Origin of the sequence: uncultured Aquimarina sp., assembly GCF_947495315.1 — a bacterium.
In the GTDB taxonomy this organism is placed as follows: domain Bacteria; phylum Bacteroidota; class Bacteroidia; order Flavobacteriales; family Flavobacteriaceae; genus Aquimarina.
On record NZ_CANLYD010000005.1, the window covers coordinates 187,356 to 199,358 of the forward strand.

Annotated in this window: 26 protein-coding genes; all 26 read left to right on the top strand. The window is 36.3% G+C overall.

Annotated features, from left to right (window positions below; all coding sequences use genetic code 11):
- Positions 1 to 9 precede the first annotated feature (9 nt).
- The gene (rpsJ, locus tag Q0910_RS10910; RefSeq protein ID WP_010181931.1) at positions 10 to 315 is read left to right on the top strand and encodes a 30S ribosomal protein S10; all 306 of its coding nucleotides are present in this window, start codon (positions 10 to 12) and stop codon (positions 313 to 315) included.
- Between the two features lie 148 nt (positions 316 to 463).
- Positions 464 to 1,081, top strand: coding sequence for a 50S ribosomal protein L3 (gene rplC, locus Q0910_RS10915; RefSeq protein WP_299215938.1), 618 nt, complete (start codon positions 464 to 466; stop codon positions 1,079 to 1,081).
- Entirely contained in the window at positions 1,081 to 1,710 is a 630-nt protein-coding gene (rplD, locus tag Q0910_RS10920; protein WP_299215941.1) for a 50S ribosomal protein L4, read from the top strand. Before rplC ends, rplD begins: the two co-directional genes overlap by 1 nt.
- A gap of 5 nt (positions 1,711 to 1,715) precedes the next feature.
- Positions 1,716 to 2,006: a 50S ribosomal protein L23 gene (gene rplW, locus Q0910_RS10925; RefSeq protein ID WP_118461075.1), complete on the top strand. Its 291-nt coding sequence runs from the start codon at positions 1,716 to 1,718 to the stop codon at positions 2,004 to 2,006.
- A 9-nt stretch (positions 2,007 to 2,015) separates the two neighbouring features.
- Complete coding sequence (rplB, locus tag Q0910_RS10930) at positions 2,016 to 2,840, top strand: 50S ribosomal protein L2 (protein WP_299215944.1); 825 nt, start codon at positions 2,016 to 2,018, stop codon at positions 2,838 to 2,840.
- Positions 2,841 to 2,846: 6 nt separating this feature from the next.
- Positions 2,847 to 3,125 (top strand): 30S ribosomal protein S19, encoded by a 279-nt coding sequence (gene rpsS, locus Q0910_RS10935; RefSeq protein WP_027392549.1) that lies wholly within the window; start codon positions 2,847 to 2,849, stop codon positions 3,123 to 3,125.
- A gap of 8 nt (positions 3,126 to 3,133) precedes the next feature.
- Positions 3,134 to 3,541, top strand: coding sequence for a 50S ribosomal protein L22 (gene rplV, locus Q0910_RS10940; protein WP_118461079.1), 408 nt, complete (start codon positions 3,134 to 3,136; stop codon positions 3,539 to 3,541).
- A 10-nt stretch (positions 3,542 to 3,551) separates the two neighbouring features.
- Complete coding sequence (gene rpsC / locus Q0910_RS10945) at positions 3,552 to 4,280, top strand: 30S ribosomal protein S3 (RefSeq protein ID WP_027392547.1); 729 nt, start codon at positions 3,552 to 3,554, stop codon at positions 4,278 to 4,280.
- A gap of 20 nt (positions 4,281 to 4,300) precedes the next feature.
- A complete protein-coding gene (gene rplP, locus Q0910_RS10950) occupies positions 4,301 to 4,720 on the top strand; it encodes a 50S ribosomal protein L16 (protein ID WP_298318665.1) in 420 nt (139 codons plus the stop codon).
- A 15-nt stretch (positions 4,721 to 4,735) separates the two neighbouring features.
- Positions 4,736 to 4,930, top strand: a complete 195-nt coding sequence (gene rpmC, locus Q0910_RS10955) for a 50S ribosomal protein L29 (RefSeq protein ID WP_027392545.1) — start codon at positions 4,736 to 4,738, stop codon at positions 4,928 to 4,930.
- Positions 4,931 to 4,942: 12 nt separating this feature from the next.
- On the top strand, positions 4,943 to 5,200 hold the full coding sequence (rpsQ, locus tag Q0910_RS10960) for a 30S ribosomal protein S17 (protein ID WP_027392544.1): 258 nt from the start codon (positions 4,943 to 4,945) through the stop codon (positions 5,198 to 5,200).
- 2 nt (positions 5,201 to 5,202) lie between these two features.
- Positions 5,203 to 5,571, top strand: coding sequence for a 50S ribosomal protein L14 (gene rplN, locus Q0910_RS10965; RefSeq protein ID WP_027392543.1), 369 nt, complete (start codon positions 5,203 to 5,205; stop codon positions 5,569 to 5,571).
- 13 nt (positions 5,572 to 5,584) lie between these two features.
- A complete protein-coding gene (rplX, locus tag Q0910_RS10970) occupies positions 5,585 to 5,896 on the top strand; it encodes a 50S ribosomal protein L24 (RefSeq protein WP_299215949.1) in 312 nt (103 codons plus the stop codon).
- A gap of 2 nt (positions 5,897 to 5,898) precedes the next feature.
- On the top strand, positions 5,899 to 6,450 hold the full coding sequence (gene rplE / locus Q0910_RS10975) for a 50S ribosomal protein L5 (protein ID WP_299215951.1): 552 nt from the start codon (positions 5,899 to 5,901) through the stop codon (positions 6,448 to 6,450).
- Positions 6,451 to 6,452: 2 nt separating this feature from the next.
- Entirely contained in the window at positions 6,453 to 6,722 is a 270-nt protein-coding gene (rpsN, locus tag Q0910_RS10980) for a 30S ribosomal protein S14 (RefSeq protein WP_010181917.1), read from the top strand.
- 68 nt (positions 6,723 to 6,790) lie between these two features.
- Positions 6,791 to 7,189: a 30S ribosomal protein S8 gene (gene rpsH / locus Q0910_RS10985; RefSeq protein ID WP_091411328.1), complete on the top strand. Its 399-nt coding sequence runs from the start codon at positions 6,791 to 6,793 to the stop codon at positions 7,187 to 7,189.
- Positions 7,190 to 7,209: 20 nt separating this feature from the next.
- On the top strand, positions 7,210 to 7,752 hold the full coding sequence (rplF, locus tag Q0910_RS10990; protein ID WP_299215956.1) for a 50S ribosomal protein L6: 543 nt from the start codon (positions 7,210 to 7,212) through the stop codon (positions 7,750 to 7,752).
- Between the two features lie 10 nt (positions 7,753 to 7,762).
- Complete coding sequence (gene rplR / locus Q0910_RS10995; RefSeq protein WP_299215958.1) at positions 7,763 to 8,119, top strand: 50S ribosomal protein L18; 357 nt, start codon at positions 7,763 to 7,765, stop codon at positions 8,117 to 8,119.
- 6 nt (positions 8,120 to 8,125) lie between these two features.
- Positions 8,126 to 8,650, top strand: coding sequence for a 30S ribosomal protein S5 (gene rpsE / locus Q0910_RS11000; RefSeq protein ID WP_298543188.1), 525 nt, complete (start codon positions 8,126 to 8,128; stop codon positions 8,648 to 8,650).
- Between the two features lie 12 nt (positions 8,651 to 8,662).
- Positions 8,663 to 8,842, top strand: coding sequence for a 50S ribosomal protein L30 (gene rpmD / locus Q0910_RS11005; RefSeq protein WP_149624746.1), 180 nt, complete (start codon positions 8,663 to 8,665; stop codon positions 8,840 to 8,842).
- Positions 8,843 to 8,851: 9 nt separating this feature from the next.
- Positions 8,852 to 9,304 (top strand): 50S ribosomal protein L15, encoded by a 453-nt coding sequence (gene rplO, locus Q0910_RS11010; RefSeq protein WP_118461094.1) that lies wholly within the window; start codon positions 8,852 to 8,854, stop codon positions 9,302 to 9,304.
- 10 nt (positions 9,305 to 9,314) lie between these two features.
- Positions 9,315 to 10,655, top strand: coding sequence for a preprotein translocase subunit SecY (gene secY, locus Q0910_RS11015; RefSeq protein WP_299215963.1), 1,341 nt, complete (start codon positions 9,315 to 9,317; stop codon positions 10,653 to 10,655).
- Positions 10,655 to 10,870: a translation initiation factor IF-1 gene (infA, locus tag Q0910_RS11020; RefSeq protein WP_010181908.1), complete on the top strand. Its 216-nt coding sequence runs from the start codon at positions 10,655 to 10,657 to the stop codon at positions 10,868 to 10,870. The genes secY and infA overlap by 1 nt, the downstream gene beginning before the upstream one ends.
- A 117-nt stretch (positions 10,871 to 10,987) precedes the next feature.
- Positions 10,988 to 11,104 carry a type B 50S ribosomal protein L36 gene (gene ykgO / locus Q0910_RS11025; protein WP_013621733.1) on the top strand — a complete coding sequence of 39 codons (117 nt, stop codon included), beginning with the start codon at positions 10,988 to 10,990 and terminating at the stop codon, positions 11,102 to 11,104.
- Between the two features lie 2 nt (positions 11,105 to 11,106).
- The gene (gene rpsM, locus Q0910_RS11030; protein WP_118461098.1) at positions 11,107 to 11,481 is read left to right on the top strand and encodes a 30S ribosomal protein S13; all 375 of its coding nucleotides are present in this window, start codon (positions 11,107 to 11,109) and stop codon (positions 11,479 to 11,481) included.
- A gap of 8 nt (positions 11,482 to 11,489) precedes the next feature.
- The gene (rpsK, locus tag Q0910_RS11035) at positions 11,490 to 11,873 is read left to right on the top strand and encodes a 30S ribosomal protein S11 (protein ID WP_091411316.1); all 384 of its coding nucleotides are present in this window, start codon (positions 11,490 to 11,492) and stop codon (positions 11,871 to 11,873) included.
- Positions 11,874 to 12,003: the final 130 nt, after the last annotated feature.

The window sequence follows — 12,003 nt, forward strand, 5'->3', positions numbered from 1 at the left end:
TTTACAGAAATGAGTCAAAAAATTAGAATAAAACTAAAATCTTACGATCATAACTTAGTGGATAAGTCTGCAGAGAAGATTGTTAAGACCGTTAAGAGTACTGGAGCTGTGGTTACTGGCCCAATTCCATTACCAACACATAAGAAGATTTTTACAGTATTACGTTCTCCTCACGTTAATAAAAAATCTAGAGAGCAATTTCAATTAAGTTCTTACAAAAGACTTTTGGATATTTATAGCTCATCTTCAAAAACGATCGATGCGTTAATGAAGCTAGAATTACCGAGTGGAGTAGAGGTTGAGATCAAAGTGTGATAAAACTTCTAAGTAAGAAAATCTTACGATAAATGTCCCAAGCTGCGTGCAAGGGAAAAACGGCAAAAAAATACATTCAGGGTTGAAGTATTTTGACCCTGTTTTTTTGCAAAATAATAAGTAGAATACTAATTAATAATTAATAAATATGTCTGGGTTAATAGGAAAAAAGATCGGCATGACTAGCATCTTCGATGAAAATGGAAAGAATATTCCATGTACTGTGATCGAAGCTGGGCCATGTGTGGTTACCCAAGTCAGAACTGAAGAGGTGGATGGTTATGAAGCTATTCAATTAGGTTTCGATGACAAAGCAGACAAAAATGCTACTAAAGCGGCTTTAGGTCACTTTAAGAAAGCAGGAACTGTTGCTAAACGTAAAGTTGTCGAATTTCAGGGTTTTGATGAGGAGTACAAATTAGGAGATACAGTAACAGTAGATCATTTTACTGAAGGAGAGTTTGTTGATGTTTCAGCGACTTCTAAAGGAAAAGGTTTTCAGGGTGTTGTTAAAAGACACGGCTTTGCTGGTGTTGGTCAAGCAACACACGGTCAGCACAACCGTTTAAGAGCTCCAGGTTCGATAGGTGCAGCATCTTACCCTGCTAGAGTATTCAAAGGAATGCGAATGGCTGGAAGAATGGGTGGAGATCAAGTAAAAATTCAAAACTTAAAAGTGTTAAAAGTAGTTGCTGAAAAGAACTTACTTGTTGTGAAAGGGTGTGTTCCTGGACATAAAAACGCTTATGTAACGATTCAGAAGTAATGAAGGTAGCAGTAATTGATATTAACGGAAAAGAAACAGGAAGAAAGGTAGACCTTTCTGATGCTGTTTTTGGTATAGAACCTAATGATCATGCTGTATACTTAGATGTGAAGCAGTACTTGGCAAATCAACGTCAAGGAACTCACAAAGCTAAGGAGCGTGCTGAGATTGTAGGTAGTACAAGAAAGATAAAGAAACAAAAAGGAACTGGTACAGCTAGAGCAGGTAGTATTAAATCTCCTATCTTCAAAGGTGGAGGTAGAATTTTTGGTCCTAGACCTCGTAGTTATTCTTTTAAATTGAATAAGAATTTAAAAAGATTAGCACGTAAATCTGCGCTAAGTATTAAAGCAAATGAGAAGGCAATTACAATTGTAGAAGACTTTACTTTTGATACAATTAAAACAAAGAATTTTACCACTGTTTTAAAGTCTTTAGGGCTTGATGGTAAAAAATCTTTATTTGTGTTGGGAGAGTCAAATAAAAATGTATATTTGTCGTCACGCAATTTAAAAAGCTCTGAAGTTATAACTTCCTCAGAATTAAGTACTTATAAAATACTTAATGCAAAGAATGTTGTTCTTTTAGAAGGTTCTTTGAAAGGAATTGAAACGAATTTAAGTAAATAGAAGCCATGAGTATCTTAATAAAACCTATTATTACGGAAAAGGCTACTGCTGATAGTGAGGTGTATAACCGCTATGGTTTTGTAGTAGATAAAAAAGCGAATAAGGTAGAGATCAAGAAAGCAGTTGAGTCTGCTTATGGAGTATCTGTTACTAAAGTTCGTACAATTAATGTCCGTCCAGACCGTAAAACTCGTTATACAAAAACGGGAATGGTCACTGGTAAAACAAAAGCTATTAAAAAAGCTATTGTACAGGTGGCGGAAGGTGATGTAATTGATTTATATAGTAATCTTTAAGACTAAAAAATGTCAGTAAGAAAATTGAAACCAATTACCCCAGGTCAGCGTTTTAGAGTAGTTAATGGGTATGATGCCCTTACTACTGATAAGCCGGAGAAGAGTTTATTAGCTCCGAAAAAAAGATCTGGAGGTAGAAACAATCAAGGAAAAATGACCATGCGCTACAAAGGTGGTGGTCATAAAAAAAGGTATCGTATTATTGATTTTAAACGTGATAAGCAAGGAATTCCTGCTACCGTTGCGACAATAGAATATGATCCAAACAGAACTGCTTTTATTGCGCTTCTAAACTATCAAGATGGTGAGAAGCGTTATGTTATAGCTCAAAATGGTCTACAAGTTGGTCAGAACATTGTTTCTGGAAGCAATGTTGCTCCGGAAATTGGAAACGCAATGCCACTTAGTGATATCCCTTTAGGTACAATCATTTCTTGTATAGAATTACGTCCTGGTCAAGGTGCTGTTATGGCGCGTAGTGCAGGATCGTTTGCTCAGCTTATGGCTCGTGATGGTAAATTTGCTACGGTAAAATTACCTTCTGGAGAGGTGAGATTGGTGCTGATGAGTTGTGTAGCGACTATAGGTGCGGTTTCTAATAGTGATCATCAATTATTGGTTGGTGGTAAAGCAGGTAGAAGTCGTTGGTTAGGTCGTCGTCCACGTACACGTCCAGTAGTGATGAACCCAGTCGATCACCCAATGGGTGGTGGTGAAGGTAAATCTTCAGGTGGTCATCCACGTTCTAGAAAGGGTCTTCCTGCAAAAGGATACAGAACCCGTTCTAAGACGAAAGCGAGTAATAAGTATATTGTAGAACGTAGAAAGAAATAATAAGATATGGCACGTTCATTAAAAAAAGGACCTTACATTCACTATAAATTAGAGAAGAAAGTAGCTGCGAATGTAGAGGCTAATAAAAAGACTGTGATAAAGACTTGGTCAAGAGCATCAATGATATCACCTGATTTTGTTGGTCAGACAATTGCAGTACATAATGGTCGCCAATTTGTTCCTGTATATATTACAGAAAACATGGTAGGTCATAAGTTAGGAGAGTTTTCGCCAACACGTTCTTTTAGAGGGCACGCTGGTGCTAAAAATAAAGGTAAAAAATAATTTAAGCTATGGGAGTTCGTAAAAGAGAAATGGCAGAAAGAATTAAGGAAGAGAAAAAGCAAATTGCTTTCGCTAAACTTAATAACTGTCCTACGTCACCTCGCAAAATGCGCTTAGTAGCGGATTTAGTTCGTGGTGAAAAAGTTGAAAGAGCACTTCATATTCTTAGATTTAATCCTAAAGAAGCATCACGTCGTTTAGAAAAGTTATTGCTTTCTGCAATAGCAAACTGGCAGGCGAAAAATGAAGACGCTAGCATCGAAGATGCAGATCTTTTTGTAAAAGAGATCCGTGTAGATGGAGGTAGTATGTTGAAAAGACTACGTCCAGCTCCACAAGGTCGTGCACACAGAATAAGAAAACGCTCTAATCACGTAACAATCGTGGTTGCAGCAAAAAATAATACACAAAGCTAATATAAATAGTATGGGACAGAAGACAAATCCAATCGGAAATCGCCTTGGTATCATTAGAGGATGGGAATCCAACTGGTACGGAGGTAATGACTACGGTGATAAACTTGCCGAAGACGATAAGATTAGAAAGTACGTACACGCACGTTTATCTAAAGCTAGTGTATCTAGAGTGATTATTGAGCGTACGCTTAAGCTTGTAACCGTTACTATCACTACTGCTAGACCTGGTATTATTATCGGAAAAGGTGGTCAAGAGGTAGACAAGCTAAAAGAAGAGCTTAAGAAAATTACTGATAAAGAAGTTCAGATCAATATTTTTGAAATCAAAAGACCGGAACTTGATGCATTTTTAGTTGGATCTAGTGTTGCAAGACAGATAGAGAGTCGTATCTCTTACCGTCGTGCAATCAAGATGGCTATTGCGGCTGCAATGAGAATGAATGCGGAAGGTATCAAAATTCAGATTTCAGGACGTTTGAATGGTGCTGAGATGGCACGTTCAGAGTCGTATAAAGATGGTCGTATTCCTTTATCAACATTTAGAGCTGACATAGATTATGCTTTGGTTGAGGCGCACACTACTTATGGTAGACTGGGTGTTAAAGTATGGATTATGAAAGGCGAAGTATATGGTAAGAGAGAACTTTCTCCTTTAGTTGGTCTTTCTAAGAAACAAGGAAAAGGAGGCGATAGAGGAGCCGGACGAGGTGGAAATAATAAATCACGTCGTAGAAAGTAATTTTTTAAAGTAAATTAACAATGTTACAGCCTAAAAGAACAAAATTCCGTAAACAACAAAAAGGACGTATGAAGGGCCTTTCTCAAAGAGGGCATACACTTGCTAACGGAACTTTCGGAATTAAATCATTAGATTCAAGTTTTGTTACTGCTAGACAAATAGAAGCGGCACGTATTTCTGCTACACGTTATATGAAAAGAGAAGGTTCTCTGTGGATTAAAATTTTCCCAGACAAGCCTATAACTAAGAAACCTCTTGAAGTACGTATGGGTAAAGGAAAAGGAGCTGTGGAATATTGGGCGGCAGTTGTAAAACCAGGAAGAATCTTATTTGAGATCAGTGGTGTGCCATATGATGTAGCAAAAGAAGCGTTGCGCTTAGCTGCACAGAAGCTACCAGTAAAAACTAAGTTTATCGTGTCAAGAACCTATCAAGGTTAAAATTCAAAAGAGACTATGAAACAATCACAAGTAAAAGAATCGTCTACAGCTGAATTGCAAGAAGAACTTGGTAAATCTCGTAAAGAGTATTCAGATTTAAAAATGGCTCACGCTATGTCTCCATTAGAAAACCCTTTGCAATTACGTAAAGTGAGAAGATCTATTGCAAGAATGGCTACTGAGTTAACTAAAAGAGAATTAAACGGTTAATTCTGCTGAAAGATGGAAAAAAGAAACTTAAGAAAAGAGCGTATAGGTGTAGTTACTAGTAACAAGATGCAAAAATCAATTGTTGTTGCTGAAGTAAAAAAAGTAAAACACCCGATGTACGGAAAGTTCGTGTTAAAAACGAAAAAATACGTTGCACACGACGAGAAAAATGACTGCAATATTGGTGATACTGTAAAGATCATGGAAACAAGACCTATGAGTAGAACCAAATGCTGGAGATTAGTAGAAGTAATTGAAAGAGCGAAGTAATTATGGTACAACAAGAGTCTAGATTAAAAGTAGCAGACAACACAGGTGGTAAAGAAGTTTTAGTTATCCGTGTTTTAGGTGGTACAAAAAGAAGATACGCCTCTGTAGGAGACAAGATAGTTGTCAGTGTAAAAGAAGCAACTCCTAATGGAAACATTAAAAAAGGAGCCGTTTCTACTGCAGTTGTAGTTCGTACCAAAAAAGAAGTGCGCAGACCAGATGGTTCCTATATTCGTTTCGACGATAACGCTTGTGTTCTTTTGAACCCAGCGGGAGAAATGAGAGGAACACGTGTTTTTGGTCCTGTAGCAAGAGAACTTCGTGATAAACAGTTCATGAAGATTGTTTCACTAGCGCCAGAAGTGCTTTAATAGTATAGCAAAGATGACAAAGCTAAAAATTAAATCAGGAGATACAGTAAAGGTTATCGCTGGAGACAATAAAGGTCAACAGGGAACCGTACAGAAAGTATTGAAAGATAAGAACAAGGCAATTGTAGAAGGTGTGAACTTAGTTTCTAAACACCAAAAGCCTAGCGCTGCTAATCCACAAGGTGGTATAGTGAAGCAAGAAGCAGCTATTCATATTTCTAATTTAACGTTGTTAACCTCTGGTGGTGATGCAACAAGAGTTGGGTATAGAGTAGAAGGAGATAAGAAAGTAAGATTTTCTAAAAAATCTAATGAAGTAATATAGTTATGGCTTATATCCCAAGACTAAAACAAGAGTATAGCGACAGAGTAATGTCGGCTCTTACAGAAGAATTCAGCTATGGTAATGTAATGGAAGTGCCAAAACTTAAAAAAATTGTTTTAAGTAGAGGTGTTGGTGCAGCTGTAGCAGATAAGAAGTTGATTGACTACGCAGTAGATGAATTAACAATGATCACAGGTCAAAAAGCCGTTGCTACAATTTCTAAAAAGGATGTTGCGACTTTCAAATTGCGTAAAGGAATGCCAATTGGTGCAAAGGTTACGTTAAGAGGAGAAAGAATGTACGAATTTTTAGATCGTCTGATTACTTCAGCTTTACCTCGTGTAAGAGATTTTAATGGAATTAACGCTACTGGTTTTGATGGTAGAGGTAATTATTCATTAGGAATTACTGAGCAGATCATTTTCCCAGAGATTGATATCGATAAAGTGAACAAGATTTCAGGAATGAATATCACTTTTGAAACTTCGGCGAATACAGACAAAGAAGCAAAATCATTGTTAACAGAACTAGGGTTACCTTTTAAAAAGAATTAATTATGGCTAAAGAATCAATGAAAGCCCGTGAGGTGAAGAGAGCAAAAACAGTTGCTAAATATGCTGAGAAACGTAAAGCTTTAAAAGAAGCTGGCGATTATGAAGCATTACAGAAACTGCCAAAAAACGCATCTCCAATCCGTATGCACAATCGTTGTAAATTAACAGGAAGACCAAAAGGATATATGCGTCAATTTGGTATTTCTCGTGTTACATTTAGAGAGATGGCTAATCAAGGATTAATTCCAGGAGTAACTAAAGCTAGTTGGTAATAATAAAAAATTAATTGGTCTAAGGTTCTGCTAAAATAGTGGAAAACCAAGGTCATAAATTATATACAATGAATACAGATCCTATAGCAGATTATTTAACTAGAATACGTAATGCAAATAGTGCTCAACATAGAGTTGTTGAGATCCCTGCATCGAAGGTTAAGAAAGAGATCACTAAAATATTATTCGATCAAGGATATATTTTAAGTTATAAATTTGAAGATAATACAACACAAGGTAGTATTAAGATAGCTCTTAAATACAATAAATTGACCAAAGAACCTGTAATAAAAGAATTACAAAGAATCAGTAAGCCTGGTTTACGTAAATATGCAGGGTCAAGCGAAATACCAAGAATTCTTAACGGACTAGGTATAGCGATTGTTTCTACTTCTCACGGTGTGATGACTGGTAAACAGGCTAAGCAAGAGAATGTAGGTGGAGAAGTACTTTGTTACGTATATTAACAGTATAAAAGACAAAAGAAATGTCAAGAATAGGAAAAAATCCAGTAACTATTCCGTCTGGTGTCACTGTAGAAGTGACAGGTAATGTTGTTACTGTTAAAGGAAAATTAGGAGAGCTTTCGCAAGAGATAGATGCTATCAAGGTGAAGGTAGAAGAAGATAAGGTTGTTCTAGAAAGACCTAGTGAGGCTAAAGATCATAAAGCAAAGCACGGTTTATACAGAGCTTTGATAAATAATATGGTAAAAGGTGTTTCTGAAGGTTATACCAAAGAATTGGAATTAGTAGGAGTAGGTTATAGAGCTTCTAACCAAGGACAAAAATTGGATCTAGCTCTAGGTTTCTCTCACAATATCGTATTAGATGTTGCTCCTGAGGTGAAAATAGAAACTATATCTGAAAAAGGTAAAAACCCGATCGTAAAATTAACTTCTCACGACAAACAGTTAGTGGGACAGGTAGCAGCTAAAATTAGAGGTTTCCGTAAGCCAGAACCATATAAAGGTAAAGGAGTTAAATTCGTAGGAGAACAATTAAGAAGAAAAGCAGGTAAATCTGCATAATAACGAAGTTATGGCATTCTCAAAAGATTTAAGAAGATTAAAAATCAGAAAGCGAATCCGCGGAACAGTAAGCGGAACAGAACAACGTCCTAGATTATCTGTTTTTAGAAGTAATAAAGAGATCTATGCGCAAATCATAGACGATGTAACCGGTAAAACTATTGGTTCAGCTTCTTCAAGAGATAAAGACATTGCTGCTGCATCAGGAAATAAAGCAGAAAAAGCAAGCTTGGTAGGTAAGGCTCTTGCTGAAAAAGCTAAAAAAGCAGGTGTAGATACTGTGTCCTTCGATAGAGGGGGGTATTTATATCATGGTAGAGTAAAATCATTAGCTGAAGGAGCTAGAGAAGCAGGACTTAAATTCTAAGAAATTATGTATCAAAAATATAAAAACGCAGAATTAGTAAAACCGAGTGGACTTGAATTAAAAGACCGTTTAGTTGGAGTACAACGTGTTACTAAAGTAACTAAAGGTGGTAGAGCATTCGGATTTTCTGCTATTGTAGTTGTAGGAGATGAAAATGGTGTTGTTGGTCACGGTTTAGGTAAGTCTAAAGAAGTTGCTGAAGCTATTGCAAAAGCAGTAGAGGATGCTAAGAAAAATTTAGTACGTATACCATTAACTAAAGGAACTTTACCTCACGAACAAAAAGGTAAGTATGGTGGAGCAAGAGTATTGTTAATGCCTGCTGCAACTGGTACAGGAGTTATTGCTGGTGGAGCAATCCGTGCAGTATTAGAGTCTGTAGGTGTACACGATGTACTATCTAAAAATCAAGGATCGTCTAACCCACACAATGTGGTGAAAGCAACTTTTGATGCTTTATTGCAAATGCGAAGTGCAGCGCAAGTAGCAAAACAAAGAGGTGTTTCACTAGAGAAAGTGTTTAAAGGATAAATATTAGGAACGATGGCAAAGATTAGAGTTAAGAAAGTAAAAAGCGCTATTAACCGTACACAAAGACAGAAAAGAACTTTAGAGGCTTTAGGGCTTAAAAAGATTGGTCAGGTTGTAGAGCACGATGACACTCCTAATATCCTTGGGATGGTAAATAAAGTTAAACATTTAGTTTCTGTAGAAACAAAATAATATAAGCACATGGATTTAAGTAACTTAAAACCTGCTGCAGGTTCAGTAAAAAATAACAGTAAGCGATTAGGTCGTGGTCAGGGTTCCGGAAAAGGTGGAACTGCTGCTCGTGGTCATAAAGGAGCAAAATCACGTTCTGGATATTCTAGAAAAATTGGTTTTGAAGGTGGGCAGATGCCGCTTCAAAGACGTGTGCCTAAGTTTGGTTTCACGAATATCAATAGAAAAGAATATCAAGGAATCAATTTAGATACCTTACAGAAGTTAGTTGATGCTGGTAAAATAACTGATACCGTTGATTTTGACGTGCTATTAGATACACGTCTCGCAGGAAAAAATGATTTAGTTAAGATACTGGGTAGAGGTGAATTGAAAGCTAAGCTAAAAGTTTCAGCTCATAAATTTACAGCCACTGCTAAAGCAGCTATTGAAGCAGCAGGTGGTGAAGCAGTAACCTTATAAAAGACATTTCATGAAATTTATTGATACAATAAAAAACATTTGGAAAATCGAAGAACTAAAAAATAGAATCTTAGTTACACTGGGATTGCTTTTAGTATATCGATTTGGAGCACAAGTTGTACTACCAGGAGTAGATGCGGCAGAGTTAGCTAATTTGGGTACTCAGACTCAGGATGGTTTACTAGGATTACTTAATGCATTTACAGGAGGAGCGTTTGCGAATGCTTCGGTATTTGCTTTAGGAATCATGCCTTATATATCTGCTTCGATTGTTGTGCAATTGATGGGAATAGCTATTCCATATCTTCAAAAATTACAAAAAGAAGGGGAAAGCGGAAGAAAGAAAATTAATCAGATTACCAGATGGTTGACTATTGCAATTACTTTAGTTCAAGGACCAGGGTATATTTATAATTTATTTGCAACACTTCCTCCTGCTGCTTTTAGTACAGAGATCAGTCAAACTGTTTTCGTTGTATCATCTGTAATCATCTTAACTACTGGATGTATTTTTGCTATGTGGTTAGGTGAAAAAATTACTGATAAAGGTATTGGTAATGGTATTTCATTATTGATTATGGTAGGTATCATTGCTACACTGCCTCAATCATTTGTTCAGAATTTTATTTCTAGAACTTCTGGAGAAGGTGGTGATATTATTATGGTATTGATTGAATTGGTAATATGGTTTGTAATTATTTTAGCATCGGTGTTATTGGTAATGGCTGTACGTCAGATTCCAGTGCAATATGCTAGAAGAACTGCTAGTGGTGGATATGAAAAGAATGTTTTCGGATCACGTCAATATATACCATTAAAGCTTAATGCTTCTGGTGTAATGCCGATTATCTTCGCTCAGGCGATTATGTTTATTCCAGCTGCAGTAGCAGGTCTTTCACAGTCCGAAACCTCTCAAGGTATAGCAGCTGCGTTTAGCGATATATTTGGATTATGGTATAACTTATTGTTTGGATTATTGATCATAATATTCACGTACTTTTATACTGCTATAACTGTTCCTACCAATAAGATGGCGGATGATTTAAAAAGAAGCGGTGGTTTTATCCCTGGAATTAGACCAGGTAGTGAAACTGCAGAGTATTTGGATAAAATAATGTCACAGATAACGTTGCCAGGATCTATATTCTTAGCGTTAATTGCTGTTTTCCCCGCAATTGCTGTAAAGCTTTTAAATGTACAACAAGGTTGGGCACTGTTTTTTGGAGGAACTTCATTACTTATTATGGTAGGTGTGGCAATAGATACAATGCAGCAAGTCAATTCATATTTATTGAATAGACATTACGACGGATTAATGAAAACTGGTAAAAACCGTAAAGCAGTAGCATAATGGCAAAACAACCAGCAATAGAACAAGATGGAAGTATAATCGAAGCATTGTCTAATGCAATGTTCCGAGTAGAACTAGAAAACGGTCACGTTGTGACAGCTCATATCTCAGGTAAAATGCGTATGCATTATATAAAATTACTACCTGGAGATAAGGTTAAGTTAGAAATGAGCCCTTATGATTTATCAAAGGCTCGTATAACATACAGATACTAATAATTTTAAGAATATTAGTTAATTAAGATTTTTTACGTACTTTTGCGGGCTGAAAATCTTGTTAACGAGACCTTCTGAAATGCTTAATATGTATTTTCAGAATTTAAACACAAAGAGATGAAAGTTAGAGCATCAATAAAAAAGAGAAGTGCCGAGTGCAAGATTGTGCGTAGAAAAGGCCGTCTTTACGTAATTAATAAAAAGAATCCTAGATTTAAACAAAGACAAGGGTAATTATGGCAAGAATTGCAGGGGTAGATATACCTAAACAAAAGCGAGGAGTTATAGCATTAACCTATATCTTCGGAATTGGTAGAAGTAGAGCTAAAGAAATTTTAGCCGCTGCCAAAGTAGATGAGAGTATTAAAGTTTCTGACTGGGATGATGATCAAATTGGTCGTATACGTGAAGCTGTAGGTACCTTTACTATAGAAGGAGAATTACGTTCTGAAGTACAGTTAAATATCAAGCGTCTTATGGATATAGGATGTTATAGAGGTATTCGTCACAGAGCTGGTTTACCACTTAGAGGACAGCGTACTAAGAATAATTCTAGAACACGTAAAGGAAGAAGAAAAACAGTTGCTAATAAGAAAAAAGCAACTAAATAATAAGTAGTATGGCAAAGTCAACTTCAAAAAAACGTAAAGTAATTGTTGAATCAGTAGGAGAAGCACACGTAACAGCTTCTTTTAACAACATTATTGTATCGTTAACAAATAAAAAAGGAGACGTTATTTCTTGGTCTTCAGCTGGAAAAATGGGATTCAGAGGTTCTAAAAAGAACACTCCATATGCTGCGCAGTTAGCTGCAGAAGATGCTTCTAAAGTAGCAATCGAAGCTGGATTAAAGAAAGTTAAGGTTTATGTTAAAGGACCTGGAAATGGTAGAGAATCTGCAATACGATCTCTTCATAATTCAGGAATTGAAGTTTCAGAAATTATTGATGTAACTCCAATGCCGCATAACGGATGTCGTCCTCCAAAAAGACGTAGAGTATAATAATTGTATCCCGAAATTTTTTCGGGATCTTTTATACTTCATATATAGTAATTAAAAGTAAGTCTAAAAGAGGAACAAAGGATTATCGAAGGAAAGAGACCTTAATTCATAACCTCCTCTAAAAATTAAA